Raw genomic sequence first — 15889 nt, forward strand, 5'->3', positions numbered from 1 at the left:
AACAAATTAATCATTTCGTGACCATTGGGGTTTGCTCCCATGCACCCTACGGGATGTGGGGGATAGACTTCTACAATTGGAGCGGTGATGTGAGGGGGCGGTGGCATGGAACGGGCGGAGTTGTTGGCGCTGTTGGGACGGGCAAAGGCGGAAGGCTGGACGGAGCTGGATCTTTCATGGAAGGGATTGGAAGAATTACCGACAGAAATCGGTCAACTGCACAATCTGAGATCGTTGAACCTCGGCGGCAACCAGTTGAGTCAATTACCAGTAGAAATTGGTCAACTGCACAATTTGAAAACACTTGCCCTCGACTTCAATCAGCTAAGTCAACTACCAGCAGAAATAGGTCAACTGAAAAGTCTAGTCACACTTGAACTCTGGAGTAACCCACTGAGTTCACTGCCAGCAGAAATTAGCCAACTACAAAATCTCAGCACACTTGAACTTTGTCACAATTCACTGAATTCGTTTCCACTGGAAATCATCCAATTACAAAATCTGAAAACACTAATCCTTGGAGGTAAGCAAATAACAAAATTACCACCAGAAATCGTGAACCTAAAAAGACTAAATTGGCTTTCTCTTACAAATGCAAACCTGATTCAAATACCAATCGAGATCTTTCAACTTAAAAATTTAGTAGGGCTTCATCTTAACAACAACAAACTAGATTTTCTGCCAATTGATATAACGTGTTTGCAAAATCTAGCAGAATTACATCTCGCTTATAACCAATTGAACCATATACCAACATTTATTCGAGAATTGATCAATCTTGAGAGGCTAGACTTACGCGGTAATCCAATTCCTATTTCATCGGAAATTTTAGGTTTGGAAGAGCCAGGTGATTTAAGAACAATTCTAGATCTTTACTTCAGCGATCAAAATCTTAAAGCCATTTCTTTTAGCAAATCACAAGAATCCTTAGGAAATAGCAGCTTTTTTGCAGATGATCATTCTTCTCTTTTTCATAAAATAGTAGTCAAGATCGATAAATTTGTTAATCGAAATCAAACACTGAATATGACCACCAACATCACCCAAAACCACCACGGCAGCGGCGACAACGTAGCAGGCGACAAAACCGTTAACAACTACCAAGCCCCCCAAACCCCCGAAGCCGCTCAACAGATAATTCAGGAGCTGCTGAAACAACTGAAAATCGACGAACAAACCACCACCGCCAAACTGCAAACCCAAGTCACGTTCAAAGATTTGGAATGGCAACAAACCCTCTGGGCCGCCTTCAAAAACGCCGGCCCCGAACTCGCCAAAAGCGCCGTTGGCATCGCCCTGGCCAGCGCTGGTTTACCCGGAGCGATCGCCGCCGCCGCCTTTAACGTGGTAGTCGAAGGGGTGCGTGGGGGCCTGGAAAACCGTGGCGCACTGCCCCCCGGCGACGACGAAAACCCCTTTGGCGAACCCAGCTTTTGAGCCACAACGCTTCCTAAAAAACACAAAAAAGGGGCAGGAAAATCCCACCCCTTGCGAGTTTCTCTGCGGCATTGCTCCCATGTCGCCAACATTCTGTAGGGGACAGGCTCTTACAATTGGAGCGGTGATGTGAAGGGGCGGTGGCATGGAACGGGCGAAGTTGTTGGCGCTGCTGGAGCGTGCCAAAGCGGAGGGCCAGACACAGTTGGCTATTTGGGGGCGGGGGCCGGCCCTAGAACAATTACCAGCAGAAATTGGTCAACTGCAAAATCTGACTGAGCTACACGTCGGGTGGTCTTTGAGAGAGCTACCAGCAGAAATTGGTCAACTGAGAAATCTGATCGAGCTGGTGCTCAGCGACAACCAATTAGGAGAGCTACCAGCAGAAATTGGCCAACTACAAAATCTGAGACTGCTTAATCTCGCTTCCAACCAACTGAGAAAGTTACCAGCAGAGTTTGGGCAATTGCGAAATTTGGAAGAGCTGTTTCTCGGCGGCAACCGCCACCTGAGCGAGCTACCGGCAGAGTTTGGTCAACTGGAAAATTTGATCGAGCTGTTGCTCAGCTACAGCCAACTGAGCGAGCTACCGACTGAGTTTGGGCAACTGCGAAATTTGGAAGAGCTGTCTCTCAGCTACAACCGACTGAGTAAGTTACCGGCTGAGTTTGGGCAACTGCGAAATCTGACCAAGCTTGACCTCAGCAACAACCGCCTGACTGAGCTACCGGCGGAGTTTGGGCAACTGCGAAATCTGACCAAGCTTGACCTCAGCAGCAACCGCCTGACTGAGCTACCGGCGGAGTTTGGGCAACTGCGAAATCTGACCAAGCTTGACCTCGCGGACAACCAACTGAGTGAGTTGCCGGTGGAGTTTGGGCAACTGCAAAATCTGAGCGAGCTTGACCTCTGGAAGAACCGATTGAGCGAGCTACCGGCGGAGTTTGGGCAACTGCAAAATCTGACATCGCTTTCCCTCCGCTACAACCGACTGAGTAAGCTACCGGCGGAGTTTGGTCGGTTGCGAAATTTAGAAGAGCTGTTTCTCGAATATAGCCAACTGAGTGAGTTACCGGTGGAGTTTGGGCAACTGCAAAATCTGACCAAGCTTTACCTCGGCGGCAACCAATTAAGTGAGCTACCAGTGGAGTTTGGGCAACTGCAAAATCTGACCAAGCTTGACCTCCACCGCAACCGACTGACTGAGCTACCGGCAGTCATCCTTCAACTGAAAAATCTGACCAAGCTTGACCTCCACCGCAACCGACTGACTGAGCTACCGGCAGTCATCCTTCAACTGAAAAATCTGACCAAGCTTGACCTCCGCCGCAACCAACTAACTGAGCTACCGGCTGAGTTTTGGCAACTGCAAAATCTGACTGAGCTTCACCTTGATGGCAACCAACTAACTGATCTACCGGCAGAGCTTGGGCAACTGCAAAATCTGACCAAGCTTTACCTCAGCCGCAACCAACTGACTGAGCTACCGGCGGTCATCCTTCAACTGAAAAATCTGACAAGTCTTGATCTCCAAGACAACCAACTGACTGAGTTGCCGGAGTCGATCGCTCAACTGCAAGAACAGACGATATTGCTGGATCACCATTGCTGGAAACTGGGCTAGGAAAATCCCACCCATTTCTAGCTTCTTGGCGGCATTGCTCTCATGTCCCCTACGGGATGTTGGGGATAGGCTTCTACAATTGGAGCTGTGTCGATCGCCCTGGCCAGCGCTGGTTTACCCGGAGCGATCGCCGCCGCCGCCTTTAACGTCATTGTCGAAGGGGTGCGCGGCAGCCTCGAAGCCCGCGAAGCCCTGCCCCCCGGGGAAGACAACCCCTTCGGTGAACCCAGCTTTTGAGCCATAACGCTTCCTAAAAAACACAAAAAAGGGGCAGGAAAATCCCACCCCTTACTAGTTTCTCTGCGGCGTTGCTCCCATGTCGCCAACATTCTGTAGGGGACAGGCTCTTACAATTGGAGCGGTGATGTGAGGGGGCGGTGGCATGGAACGGGCGAAGTTGTTGGCGCTACTGGAGCGTGCCAAAGCGAAGGGCCAGACACAGTTGGCTATTTGGGGGCGGGGGCCGGCCCTAGAGCAATTACCAGCAGAAATTGGTCAACTGCAAAATCTGACTGAGCTACACGTCGGGTGGTCTTTGAGAGAGCTACCGGCAGAAATTGGTCAACTGAGAAATCTGATCGAGCTGGTGCTCAGCGACAACCAATTAGGAGAGCTACCAGCAGAAATTGGCCAACTACAAAATCTGAGACTGCTTAATCTCGCTTCCAACCAACTGAGAAAGCTACCAGCAGAGTTTGGGCAATTGCGAAATTTGGAAGAGCTGTTTCTCAGCAGCAACCGCCACCTGAGCGAGCTACCGGCAGAGTTTGGGCAACTGGAAAATTTGATCGAGCTGTTGCTCAGCTACAGCCAACTGAGCGAGCTACCGGCAGAGTTTGGGCAACTGCGAAATTTGGAAGAGCTGTCTCTCAGCTACAACCGACTGAGTAAGTTACCGGCTGAGTTTGGGCAACTGCGAAATCTGACCAAGCTTGACCTCCGCTACAACCGACTGAGTAAGTTACCGGCGGAGTTTGGGCAACTGCGAAATCTGACCAAGCTTGACCTCTCGGACAACCAACTGAGCAAGCTACCGGCGGAGTTTGGGCAACTGCGAAATCTGACCAAGCTTGACCTCGATAGAAACCGACTGAGTAAGCTACCGGCGGAGTTTGGGCAACTGCAAAATCTGAGCGAGCTTTACCTCAGTGGCAACCAACTGAGCGAGCTACCGGTGGAGTTTGGGCAACTGGAAAATTTGAAAGAGCTGTGTCTCGGCTACAACCAACTGAGCAAGCTACCGGCGGAGTTTGGGCAACTGGAAAACTTGATCGCGCTGTTTCTCAACTTCAATCAACTGAGGGAGCTACCAGCGGCAATCACACGACTGCAAAATCTGACTAAACTTGACCTCAGCTATAACCCGCTGAGGGAGCTACCGGCAGCGATCGGTCAACTGCAAAATCTGACCAAGCTTGACCTCGATAGAAACCAACTAAGCAAGCTACCAGCAGAGCTTGGACAACTGCAAAATCTGACTGAGCTTCACCTTGATGGCAACCAACTAACTGAGCTACCGGCAGAGCTTGGACAACTGCAAAATCTGACTGAGCTTCACCTTGATGGCAACCAACTAACTGAGCTACCAGCAGAGCTTGGGCAACTGCAAAATTTGACCAAGCTTTACCTCAGTGGCAACCAACTAACTGAGCTACCAGCAGTCATCCTTCAACTGAAAAATCTGACAAGTCTTGATCTCCAAGACAACCAACTGAGGGAGTTGCCGGAGTCGATCGCTCAACTACAAGAACAGACAATATGGCTGGATCAAAAGTGCTATCAACTGGGGTAGGAAAATTCCACCCCTTGCGAGTTAGGCGGTTCGATCGCCCCGTAAGGTTCGATCGAACCACCCATCAGCCCAGTGATTGACCCTTACGGAGCCGCCACCAAGTCTTTCTTCGCGGCTTCGCTGGCCAGGAACTTCTCCAGCTCCGTCAACTGATCCGCATCCACCTTGGTTTGCATCGGGCAGAACTTCGGCCCACACATCGAACAGAACTCAGCAGTTTTGTAGATGTCGGCCGGCAAGGTTTCATCGTGATATTCCCGGGCCCGCTCCGGATCGAGGGACAGCTCAAACTGCTTGTTCCAATCGAAGTTGTAGCGAGCAGCCGACAGCTCATCGTCCCGATCGCGCGCGCCGGGCCGGTGGCGAGCAATGTCCGCCGCGTGGGCCGCGATCTTGTAGGCAATCAAGCCGTTGCGCACATCTTCCGCGTTGGGCAAGCCCAGGTGCTCCTTCGGCGTGACGTAGCAGAGCATCGCCGTGCCATACCAGCCGGCCATGGCCGCCCCGATCGCACTGGTGATGTGGTCGTAGCCCGGTGCGATGTCCGTCACCAGCGGCCCCAACACGTAGAAGGGCGCTTCGGAGCACTCTTCCATCTGCTTCTTCACGTTGAACTCGATCTGATCCATCGGCACATGGCCGGGGCCTTCCACCATCACTTGCACATCGTGTTCCCAAGCGCGGCGAGTCAGTTGGCCCAAGGTTTTCAGCTCGGCCAATTGCGCCTCGTCCGATGCGTCGTGGGTGCAACCGGGGCGCAACGAGTCGCCCAAGCTGAAGGACACATCGTACTTCTTGAAGATTTGGATGATGTCGTCGAAGTGCGTGTAGAGCGGGTTTTGCTTGTGGTGGTGCAACATCCAGCGGGCGATGATGCCGCCGCCACGCGACACGATCCCGGTGATCCGGCTCTTGACCAAGGGCAGGTGCTCGATCAAGATCCCGGCGTGGATCGTCATGTAGTCCACACCTTGTTGGGCGTGCTTTTCGATGATGTGCAAGAAATCATCGGCGGTCAGGTTTTCGATCCGACCGTGGACGCTTTCCAGGGCTTGGTAGATCGGCACGGTGCCGATCGGCACGGGCGAGGCGTTGATAATCGCCGTGCGGATTTCGTCCAGGTTGCCGCCACCGGTAGACAAGTCCATCACGGTGTCTGCGCCATATTTCACCGCCAGTTCCAGCTTGGCCACTTCTTCGGCCAGGTTGGAGGAGTTGGGCGATGCGCCGATGTTGGCGTTGACTTTGCACTTGGAGGCAATCCCGATCGCCATCGGTTCCAAGTTGGGGTGGTTGATGTTGGCGGGAATAATCATCCGGCCACGAGCCACCTCATCACGAATCAGCTCGGGCGTGAGGTTTTCGCGCTGGGCAACGTAGAGCATCTCTTCGGTGATGATGCCCTGACGTGCGTAGTGCATTTGCGACACGTTTTCTTGACCGCGACGCTTGGCAACCCATTCGCTACGCAACATAGTTATTCCTCAAAAAACAGCTTTCCTACGCCGGTTTGAACCGGATCAGGTTCTAAGGGTGTGTTCTCAGCCTGGGCAAGGATCCCAGACACCCCTAGCTTGGCCAGTGGTGGAGCTGGCGCTGAGGTTTCATCCTACCATTTTGCTTTGGCTGCCATTGGCTGGAAAACCGGGCGGGGATCGACCGGGGAAAGGATCAATTGGGGAAAGCCGCCGAATCGCGATCGGGGTTTGATTGGCGGGCGATCGCGTCTAAATTGGGTGGGAAATTGTGTTGGAAACGTTGTACGGAGTCGCCAGACCATGCCACAGGGGCCAGGATTTTTGTTCACATTTGTCTACTACACCGTGATGGCGACGGTGGTGGCCACTTTCTCGAGTGCGCCGTTGCTGTTTGGTGGGCGGTTGGGCCTGGAGGCGATCGAGACGGCCTTGCCGATCGGGCTGGTGTTGGGGCTGTTGGGGGCTTATTTCAACCGCACGGCTTCGCTGGAGCTGACGGTGCGATCGGGCAACGATCTGCAAGCGCAACTGGAGCAACTGCTCACGAGCTGGGAATTTGCGACGGTGGATCCCACAACGGTGTTGGGCGATCGCACTGATATCCAGGTGTATGAACGCGCTTCCTGGCGCAGGTGGTTTTCGGGACGGGTGTTTGTGCGGGTCGATCGGCAAAGGGCCACCGTGGTCAGTCGCGCGGGCCTAATTCGGAAACTGGAGCGACAACTTGGCACGACTCTGTAAGGGCGTTAGGGCCTGTCGTCGTTGAGCACGAAACCCTAGATCTGCCGTTAGCGGATCGTGGGGGACAAGATGCTCAAGCATCTTGTTGCGACGACTAGGGCATGGAAGATCAACTGTTTCAGCATCACCTCGAAATAATGACGACAGGCCCTAGGGCCGATCGTCATTTCCTCAGATCACCCTGAAACAGCTATTTTCATGCCCCAACCGCCCCAGACAAGGGGCTTAAGCCCCTTGCCCCCACGGGCCGCCAACGGTGGAACCGGGGCATGGCGGGCGATCGAGCGGTTTTGCACTGCTTCTGCACCCACACCCAGATCGCCGCTGTCGATCGCCCCAGTGCCTGACTCTAACTCCTTAAACAAACCGAGAGCTGATCGTAATTACGATCAGCTCTCGGTTTTATCGATCTTCTAACTTCTGGGGCTAATCAGATCGTTAGCAGACTTTATTTTTTGATACCCCCAGGGGAATTCGAATCCCCGTCGCCTCCGTGAAAGGGAGGTGTCCTAGGCCTCTAGACGATGGGGGCGTATCATTAAGCTTTCGCTTGAAGCGCTCAGACTCGGTAAACTTACTTTACCATCGCTTGAGTTCTTTTGCTGTGGGCGTTTCGCTCGCGTTTTGCTCGCCGTCCGCGCCTTTCGCGATATCTAAATTAGCGAACTCCTCTAGAAGTGTCAAGTACCCAATTAATTCTTAACAATCGTTAATAATTGATCTCAGCGTCCCGATCGCCCAGGTCAGCCAGCGGTCAATTCATCAACCCGCACGATGCGCCGGTTCAGGCTGCGGTGGCAATTGCTTTGATGGATGACTCCGGCTTGGGGGTGCTCGTGATCTTCGGAAACCCTGGGGCGATCGAGCGCAGTCTATTAACCACCATGACGGAATACTGACGGGTGGTTATGAATAGGTAGGGCATTGGGGCGATCGGGAACTGGTAAATTGCACGAGGCGCAAGGGAGGATTGGGGAAATGCAACAAATTCATCGATCGCGTAACCAATCGGGCCAGCGATCGTCCTCCCGATTGCCCCTGCGCTGGGCTGTGGTGCTGGGGTACTTGGCCATGCTGGCGATCGATCAAGGGCGATCGACAGTGGCCCAGGCGCTCCCGGGGGCGATCGACAGGGTTGGGCAACCTCAGCCTACGCCCCGGGTAACTGCACCCGGCTTGGATCGTGAGCTGAAGTTTGACTATTCGGTCTCCGGTTGCGAAGATGCCTCGATATCGCCTGCGGTTGCGCCTCTTTGGGCGGCAGCTCGGGCCCTAACCTGCAAAAGTGGGGCATCCGAGGGGTTGACCCGTTCCCCCTTGGCCTTGGGGCGAGAATTGGTCAGCAACATCGCCATCAGCACCGAAGGCAGAACGCTGGTCTTTGGCCATGCTTTGACCTACACCTGCTGTGCGGCTTTTGTGCTCGATCGCTCCATCGATCGCGAAGGCAGCCAATCGATCATCACCGTCGTGGAACGCAACGAGGGCGAATCTTGTCGCTGTCTGTGCGATTACCAAATTACCGGCACGATCGGCCCCTTGCCGCCCGGTTCCTACACCTTGCGGGTTTATGGGGAATTGGGAGCCGCCCGCGCTCGACAATTGCTCTTTGAGCGATCGACCGTCATCAGCGGAGAACTGCCGCCCGCTGGGATCCCCACGAAGCGCTGAACCCTCGGCGGCAGTGCCAACCTAAGGCCCTGTCGCCGCCGCTCGATTTCCAGAAAGGGCGATCAAATTCCCATGTATTCTTAAAGAAAGATTTAAACCAAGATTCTTAGGGAATGTCTGAAAAGTCGAAATTGCTACCTTGCGGGCCTGATCAATCAACGTCAACAAGGGACTTGGGGCCTGTCGTCATTTCCTGAGATCAGACAACAACGGTTGATTTTCCATGCCCCAATCGTCGTAACAAGGGGCTTAAGCCCCTTGTCCCCCACGATCTGCCAACGGTGGAATCAGGGTTTCAGGCAATTCGACGACAGGCCCTCAGCCCCTTGCCCCCACAACTGTTGATGCTTGGCCCCTGTCAAAAAGCACTTTCCAGACATCCTCTTGAGGCAATATTGCTTAGGCGATATTCAAAAGCCAACTTTTAGGGGAAATTCCCCATCCCTGAGCTACGGTTTCCTGTCCCGATCGCATGGCCCATGGCTTCAGCCGGCGGCCAATGCCTCGATCGCCCCTTTCGATCGCCCATGTTGACCCTATCCCCTGAACTCAAAACCCGTTTGGCCGCACCGCTGCAAATTGGCTCTGTCACCCTTCAGAGCCGTGTGTTGCAAGCGCCCCTGTCCGGTGTCACGGATTTGGTCTTTCGGCGTTTGGTGCGGCGCTATGCACCCGCCTCGATGATGTACACCGAAATGGTGAACGCCACCGGGTTGCACTACGCGCGGCAACTTCCGCAAATCATGGAGGTTTCCGCCGAAGAGCGCCCCATCAGCATTCAACTGTTTGACTGTCGCCCGCAATTTTTGGCTGAGGCGGCCCAAATGGCCGTTGAAGAAGGGGCTGACACCGTGGACATCAACATGGGCTGCCCGGTGAACAAAATCACCAAGAATGGTGGCGGTTCCTCCCTGTTGCGCGATCCCGAAACGGCCGAGGCGATCGTGCGGGCCGTGGTGGCGGCGGTGAACGTGCCGGTGACCGTGAAATCACGGATTGGCTGGAACGAAAGCGAAATTAACATCGTGGATTTTGCCCGGCGGATGGAAGCGGCCGGCGCAGCCATGCTGACCGTTCACGGTCGCACCAGGGCCCAGGGCTATAACGGCCCCGCCAAATGGATTTGGATCCAACGGGTGAAGGAAGCGGTTTCCGTGCCGGTCATTGCCAACGGGGATATTTTCTCCGTGGAGGCTGCGGTGCGGTGTTTGGCGGAAACCGGCGCGGATGGGGTGATGTGCTCGCGGGGCACCATGGGCTATCCGTTTTTGGTGGGCGAAATTGATCATTTCTTGAAAACCGGCGAGTTGCGCCCCCAGCCCAGCCCGATCGAGCGGTTGCGTTGTGCCCAAGAACACCTGACCATGTTGGCGGCTTACAAGGGCGATCGGGGTGTTCGCCAAGCCCGGAAGCACATGACCTGGTATGCCAAGGGGTTCTATGGGGCGGCGGAATTGCGCGGCCAACTCTGCCGGATTGAAACGGCCGCCGAAGGGGTGGCCCTGATCGATCGCACCATTGCCCAAATTGAACGCCACGAAGCCGAATTCGGCGCGATCGGCCCAGAATTGGAACAACCAAACGAGCCAATCAACGAACCCATTTTGGTCTAGCCCCGATCGACTCCTCAGAACCTGTTACCTAAAAGGCCCTGAAACAGGAAAGACTCTGAAATAATCATCGGCAATCCTTCTCTTATCGCTTCTTTGATGAAGACCTTTGTTTCCGGGAAAATTCACGGTATCCGCGTCACCGACAAAAGTGTGGATTACAACGGCAGCGTCGGCATTGATGCGGCGCTGATGGAGCGTGCTGGCATTGAAGCCTATGAGCAAGTGCATTTGGTTAACCTGCGCAATGGTGAACGTTGGGTCACCTACGCCATTCCCGCCGGGCCGGGCGAATTTACGCTCAATGGTGGTTCTGCACGGTTGGGAGAAGTGGGCGACAAATGTTTAGCGATCGCCTATCGCTTGAGCGATCGACCCTTCACGGCTCCCGTTGTTTTTTGTGATGAAAACAATGCGATTGCTGACACCATGCAATACCAGATCCAAGGGGGCAACCTAACAAGCCACGGCGATTGGGTTGTCCCGGTTCATTAAGCGGGTTGCTGCCGCTAGTTGGCATCAACAATCGACCCAAAAACAGCGACCCCAAAAACAACGAACTCAGCAGCAAAAAAACTAAACGCAAAAAATAGCGGCGAGGCACTTGGCTTCACCGCTATTATCATTTTTGGGTCAAACATTTAGTGATTAACCAGTGATTAACCAGTGATTAATCATTGCTCAATCGGGGACAGAGTTGGGCGATCGCCCGATTCATTTTGAATCATCCATCACCCAACTTCCCGATCGAACCTTTTAGACCTTAGCAGCAGCCTTAGCCACCAATTCGCCCTTGGCATACTTGCGAGCAAACTCATCCACCGAGACTTGCTTGATCTTGCTAGCGTTGCCAGCGGTCCAGAACTCGCTATAGCGATCGGCACACACCTTTTGCATGTACTTGATCGACGGCTTCAGGAAGTGACGGGGGTCAAATTCCTTGGTGTTAGCAGCCAGCGCTTCGCGCACCGCAGCGGTGATCGCCAAGCGGTTGTCGGTGTCGATGTTCACCTTCCGCACGCCGCACTTGATACCCTTTTGGATTTCTTCCACGGGCACGCCGTAGGTTTCGGGGATCGTGCCGCCGTATTGGTTGATCAGCGCCAGCAGATCTTCGGGAACCGAAGACGAACCATGCATCACCAAGTGGGTGTTGGGGAGACGGTTGTGGATTTCTTCAATGCGGCTGATGGCCAGAATTTCGCCGGTCGGCTTACGGGTGAACTTGTAAGCACCGTGGCTCGTCCCGATCGCCACTGCCAGAGCATCGACTTGGGTTTTTTCCACGAAGTCGGCTGCTTCATCGGGGTCGGTCAGCAGTTGGGAGTGATCCAGCTTGCCTTCAAAGCCGTGACCATCTTCTGCTTCGCCCATGCCGGTTTCCAGCGAACCCAAGCAACCCAGTTCGCCTTCCACGCTCACACCCAGCGAGTGGGCAACTTTCACCACTTCGCGGGTCACGTTCACGTTGTACTCGTAGCTCGCGGGGGTCTTCGCATCAGCTTCCAGCGAGCCATCCATCATCACGCTGGTGAAGCCGTTTTTGATGGCCGAGTAGCAGGTGGCCGGCTCGTTACCGTGGTCTTGGTGCATGCTGATGGGGATGTGGGGATAGGTTTCCACCGCTGCCAAGATCAGGTGACGCAGGAAGTTTTCGCCAGCGTAGTTACGAGCACCACGCGACGCTTGCAGGATCACGGGGCTATCGGTTTCATCGGCTGCCCGCATGATCGCTTGGATCTGCTCCATGTTGTTGACGTTGAAGGCAGGAATGCCGTAGCCATTTTCTGCCGCGTGGTCGAGCAGAAGCCGCATGGGTACGAGCGCCATAGGAATCCTCCTAAGATAGATTTATATCGATGCCTCGATAACTCTCGGCCGGTCGAGTGCTTGGCACTAATCTTAAAACAATTGTTGCCAGCCCCTCTGTTTTTCTGGAAGTAAGAATTAAAATTTCGGCGATTTGGCGGTTTTGGAGATCTTGAATTGACCAATCGCCCGATCGACCAAACCTAGAAACCTGATCTCGAAAGGATTTGGGCGATTTTGACCCATGGAAAATCCTGAGTGGCAGGGAGTTTTGGAAAGTGACTTGATCTCCCGATCGACTCGATCGCCCAAAACCAGCCCTTGGGGTGTTGCGCAGGCACAGCAGAGTATGGAGAGATCCAGTCCGTTCAATCCAGAGCAGGATCCAAAAGACGGGATCTGAAGACTATCTCTGAAGACTATTTCTGAAAACTGTGGATTCTAAAAAATGGGTCGCCTGGGATTCGAACCCAGAACTAATCGGTTAAAAGCCGAGTACTCTACCGTTGAGTTAGCGACCCCCATCGCCTTGTTGGGGGCTATGAGGCGGTGTTGGGGACTGCAAGAAAAACCGGGCTGGTTGGGTGTTGCAGTGAAATTCCGAACACGGGTGATTAATCTAGCAGACTTTTTGAAGCTCGTCAACTAATCGTTGCAAATCATTGCGCCAAATTGATCCGCCAGTTGATCAAACTTTGACATGATGCGACGTGATGCAAGGTCACTTTAGCGGCTGGAACGGTTTTCATGCATGGGATATAGCGAAGCCAGGGGGCCGCTGACCGAGGGATCGCTTCCTTGGCGGGCGGCTTCAATTTCTGCCCGGCGGGCCCGCAGTTGGATGTCTTCGAGCATTTTGCGGTTCACGGCCAGCAAATCCGCCACCAATCCCAAAATCCAGAGCTGCACCCCCACCAAGATCCCGATCGCGGCCAGGATCAAGCTAGGCACGTGGGCCCGGGGTGAGCCGCCGAAGTAAAGCAGCAGCCAGCGAATTCCCAACAAGACCCCGATCGAGAAAGGAACTGTCCCCAGAATCAGAAACGATCGCAGGGGTTTGTAGGTCATGAAAATCCGCAGGATCGTGAAGATCGATCGCTGGATGTAGCTGCGGATGCTCTTGACCAGGCGCGAGGGGCGCAGGTAGCCATTGGTGCGAATCGGCACGGAAACAATTGCGATTCCCTGTTGACCCGCTTGGATGATGGTTTCCAAGGTGTAGGTATAGCCATTGAACACATTGACCCGCAGGGCCGCCTCCCGACTCAGGGCCCGAAACCCACTGGGCGCATCGGGAATGTCCGTGTCACTGGCCAAGCGCACGACCCAACTGCCAAATTGTTGCAGGGCCTTCTTGACGGGGGAAAAATGCTCAATTTCCGCGATCGGGCGGGCCCCAATCACCATCTCTGCTTGATGGGCCAGGATTGGAAACACCAGCGCCGGAATGTCATCGGCACAGTATTGATTGTCCGCGTCGGTATTCACGATGATGTCTGCCCCGGCCTTTAAGCAAGCATCCAAACCGGCCATGAACGCCTTTGCCAGTCCCTGATTGGTGGACAGTCGCACAACGTGGTCTACCCCATGGGCCAAAGCCACCTCAGCGGTGCGATCGACGCTGCCATCATCAATCACCAACCACTCCACCACATCGCAGCCGGGCACTGTGCGGGGCAAGGCCTGGAGCGTAATGCCCAGGGTTTCTTCTTCGTTGAAGCAGGGAATCTGAATAATCAGCTTAGTCACGGTTCAGTCGCCAGGAAGACGCTAGGGGCGATCGCCCGCATTTAGCCTACCGCCCTTGGGGCAGACCGCAACAGAACCGTGGGTCGAAGAACAATCGGTCGAGGTGGCCGGCTATTTTGCGCAACTGTCAAGAATCTTCATCGAAACTTGATGTTTCTCAAATTCAGACTCTAGCCAATATTCCAATTGACCTTCAAGCATTGACCTTCAAGCATTGACCTTCAAGCGATACTTTGACCCAGGCCCGATCGCTGGGATGTGAATATCGGGTGGATATTGGGTCGATCGCTAAGTCGGCACTTGATCCGCGATCGTCATCAATACTCAAATCGATACTTAAATCGATACTCAGATCAATAGTTGAAAGCCCGCAGCAACGTTTAACCCAATCGATCATAGTTGCGTGAAAATAACAATCGATTCTTTACATTCTGTAAATCTGAATTTGAAATGCAGGATAAATCAATAGGGTTCTTACTGGAGAGGAATCATTTTTCTCAGCAGATCCTAACAAAATCGATCCCCGTAAGCGTTGATTTGCCTTGATCGAGCGAGGCAGTGATGATCGGCGCGATCGACTGCTGAATCAGTTTTCGGTTGTGGGGACGGATTTCCGAACTAAAACCTGGAACCGTTGATTTATCTGGTTCAGAAACTGTCACATCGCGATTTTTTGCCGCACAATTTCGCGAGTCAATGGAAACCAAGGGTATTTGATGGGATGTGCGATCGAGATCACCATTGCTCTGTAATGGCGGCCGGCGTATTAAAGCGTAACGATCGCATTCCGCAACAGCAAGCGGTCACCGCCCCCACCCAATTTATCCTAGATATTAGAGGCAGGTTGAACGAGGGGAAGGCGCAATGAATTCAGTTCAAGTGTTGACGAAAGTAGTGGCGGGCGTTGCATTCTTCGCCAGCACATTGGCAGTGACGGCGCTCCCGAGCGTTGCGGAAAACCCTGCCCATGTGCGCCAACTGCTGGAAACCAAAAGTTGCGCGAATTGTGACCTGAGTGGTGCTGACCTGTCTGATCTTGATCTGGCCGGGGCCAACCTGCAAGGGGCGAATTTGAACGGAGCCAAACTGTGGCGCACGGATCTGACGGCCGCGAATTTGAGCCGAGCCAGCGCGATCGAGGCACGAATGCACGCGGCTAAGCTTGCCCAAGCCAATTTGCAACAGGCGGATTTGACCTTGGTGGGATTGGTTCTGGCAGATTTGCGATCGGCTAATCTCCAGGATGCCAACCTGTTGGGAGCCAACTTGGAAGGGGCCCAGTTAGCTGGGGCCAACCTGAACAATGCTCGCCAGACCATGGCCGGGTTGCTGCGGTGGCAACAGGCCAGCCACGGCAATATGGATGTGCCGATGGATGTGGCGGGAATTAATTTGCGGGATGCGAATTTACACAACGCTTCCCTCAGTCGCGCCAGCTTGGAAGGGGCTGACTTGGCCGGGGCCAACTTAACCAATGCCGATTTGCGGTTTGCCAAGTTGCATGGGGCAAATGTGGCAAATGCCCGCCTGGAGAACGCTCGCTTGCAGGGCACTATTTTGGCAACCCAAAAGGAAAGCACCGCCTTGCTGATCCACAGCGCACCGTAAGTTCGTCTGAGTTGGGCGGCCAGCCAGTCCGCCAGTCAGCTCGCCAGGGAAGCCATCAAGGGGTTGAATCCGGGTCTCAATTTGAGCCGCAATTCAAGCCGCAATTCGAGTCCCAGCCCTACGCGCGTTGATACAATGGCGGGGCACGTTACCAAAACTGAAATAGCACCATGAGCGGCGAAATTTTTAGCACGGCTTTTTTGGCATTCACCTTGATTTTGATTGGCCTGGGCGGTGGTTTCCTATTGCTGCGGTTGCAAGGGGCCGATAAGTAGGCAATTTGGAACAACTTTTGCCGATTTCATCGGTGGCTAGCCCAACGTTGATCGGCTCAATCCTCGATTCTCGATCCATTGCCGGTTCAACGGTG

14 protein-coding genes, 2 tRNA genes and 1 riboswitch are annotated in these 15889 nt (G+C 53.9%); of the genes, 10 read left to right on the top strand and 6 right to left on the bottom strand.

Annotated features, from left to right (window positions below):
* The first annotated feature begins 105 nt into the window (after positions 1-105).
* The 4 genes from AC2IAX_RS04610 (at position 106) to AC2IAX_RS04625 (ending at position 4853) form a co-directional block, all read left to right on the top strand.
* On the top strand, positions 106-1437 hold the full coding sequence (locus AC2IAX_RS04610) for a leucine-rich repeat domain-containing protein (protein WP_494389539.1): 1332 nt from the start codon (positions 106-108) through the stop codon (positions 1435-1437).
* Between the two features lie 145 nt (positions 1438-1582).
* The gene (locus AC2IAX_RS04615; protein WP_494389540.1) at positions 1583-3061 is read left to right on the top strand and encodes a leucine-rich repeat domain-containing protein; all 1479 of its coding nucleotides are present in this window, start codon (positions 1583-1585) and stop codon (positions 3059-3061) included.
* An 87-nt stretch (positions 3062-3148) separates the two neighbouring features.
* On the top strand, positions 3149-3298 hold the full coding sequence (locus tag AC2IAX_RS04620; RefSeq protein WP_494389541.1) for a hypothetical protein: 150 nt from the start codon (positions 3149-3151) through the stop codon (positions 3296-3298).
* 145 nt (positions 3299-3443) lie between these two features.
* Positions 3444-4853, top strand: a complete 1410-nt coding sequence (locus AC2IAX_RS04625; RefSeq protein ID WP_494389542.1) for a leucine-rich repeat domain-containing protein — start codon at positions 3444-3446, stop codon at positions 4851-4853.
* Positions 4854-4936: 83 nt separating this feature from the next.
* Here the strand turns inward: AC2IAX_RS04625 and thiC are convergent, their stop codons facing one another.
* Complete coding sequence (gene thiC, locus AC2IAX_RS04630; RefSeq protein ID WP_494390276.1) at positions 4937-6325, bottom strand: phosphomethylpyrimidine synthase; 1389 nt, start codon at positions 6323-6325, stop codon at positions 4937-4939.
* An 8-nt stretch (positions 6326-6333) separates the two neighbouring features.
* A riboswitch (TPP riboswitch) is annotated at positions 6334-6434 on the bottom strand.
* A gap of 197 nt (positions 6435-6631) precedes the next feature.
* Between thiC and AC2IAX_RS04635 the strand changes: the two genes are divergently transcribed.
* Positions 6632-7072 (top strand): hypothetical protein, encoded by a 441-nt coding sequence (locus AC2IAX_RS04635; protein ID WP_494389543.1) that lies wholly within the window; start codon positions 6632-6634, stop codon positions 7070-7072.
* 176 nt (positions 7073-7248) lie between these two features.
* On the opposite strand, the gene AC2IAX_RS04640 is transcribed toward AC2IAX_RS04635, so the two are convergent.
* Both AC2IAX_RS04640 and AC2IAX_RS04645 read right to left on the bottom strand, forming a co-directional pair.
* Positions 7249-7437 carry a hypothetical protein gene (locus AC2IAX_RS04640; protein WP_494389544.1) on the bottom strand — a complete coding sequence of 63 codons (189 nt, stop codon included), beginning with the start codon at positions 7435-7437 and terminating at the stop codon, positions 7249-7251.
* Between the two features lie 94 nt (positions 7438-7531).
* A tRNA-Glu gene (locus tag AC2IAX_RS04645) sits at positions 7532-7604 on the bottom strand.
* A 446-nt stretch (positions 7605-8050) separates the two neighbouring features.
* On the opposite strand from AC2IAX_RS04645, the gene AC2IAX_RS04650 reads away from it, so the two are divergent.
* The 3 genes from AC2IAX_RS04650 (at position 8051) to AC2IAX_RS04660 (ending at position 10848) form a co-directional block, all read left to right on the top strand.
* Positions 8051-8743, top strand: coding sequence for a hypothetical protein (locus AC2IAX_RS04650; RefSeq protein ID WP_494389545.1), 693 nt, complete (start codon positions 8051-8053; stop codon positions 8741-8743).
* Positions 8744-9270: 527 nt separating this feature from the next.
* Positions 9271-10356 carry a tRNA dihydrouridine synthase DusB gene (gene dusB, locus AC2IAX_RS04655; RefSeq protein WP_494390277.1) on the top strand — a complete coding sequence of 362 codons (1086 nt, stop codon included), beginning with the start codon at positions 9271-9273 and terminating at the stop codon, positions 10354-10356.
* Positions 10357-10452: 96 nt separating this feature from the next.
* Positions 10453-10848, top strand: coding sequence for an aspartate 1-decarboxylase (locus tag AC2IAX_RS04660; protein ID WP_494389546.1), 396 nt, complete (start codon positions 10453-10455; stop codon positions 10846-10848).
* 261 nt (positions 10849-11109) lie between these two features.
* On the opposite strand, the gene fba is transcribed toward AC2IAX_RS04660, so the two are convergent.
* From fba to AC2IAX_RS04675, 3 genes are all read right to left on the bottom strand, one after another.
* Positions 11110-12183, bottom strand: coding sequence for a class II fructose-bisphosphate aldolase (gene fba / locus AC2IAX_RS04665; protein WP_393014153.1), 1074 nt, complete (start codon positions 12181-12183; stop codon positions 11110-11112).
* 428 nt (positions 12184-12611) lie between these two features.
* Positions 12612-12683: transfer RNA gene (locus AC2IAX_RS04670), tRNA-Lys, on the bottom strand.
* Positions 12684-12888: 205 nt separating this feature from the next.
* Positions 12889-13911, bottom strand: a complete 1023-nt coding sequence (locus tag AC2IAX_RS04675) for a glycosyltransferase family 2 protein (protein ID WP_494389547.1) — start codon at positions 13909-13911, stop codon at positions 12889-12891.
* Between the two features lie 864 nt (positions 13912-14775).
* Here AC2IAX_RS04675 and AC2IAX_RS04680 point away from each other — a divergent pair.
* Entirely contained in the window at positions 14776-15519 is a 744-nt protein-coding gene (locus tag AC2IAX_RS04680; RefSeq protein ID WP_494389548.1) for a pentapeptide repeat-containing protein, read from the top strand.
* Positions 15520-15689: 170 nt separating this feature from the next.
* Positions 15690-15794 (top strand): cytochrome b6-f complex subunit PetM, encoded by a 105-nt coding sequence (gene petM / locus AC2IAX_RS04685; RefSeq protein ID WP_099533150.1) that lies wholly within the window; start codon positions 15690-15692, stop codon positions 15792-15794.
* The last annotated feature ends 95 nt before the right edge of the window (positions 15795-15889 follow it).

The organism is Limnothrix sp. HT2024, assembly GCF_059138625.1.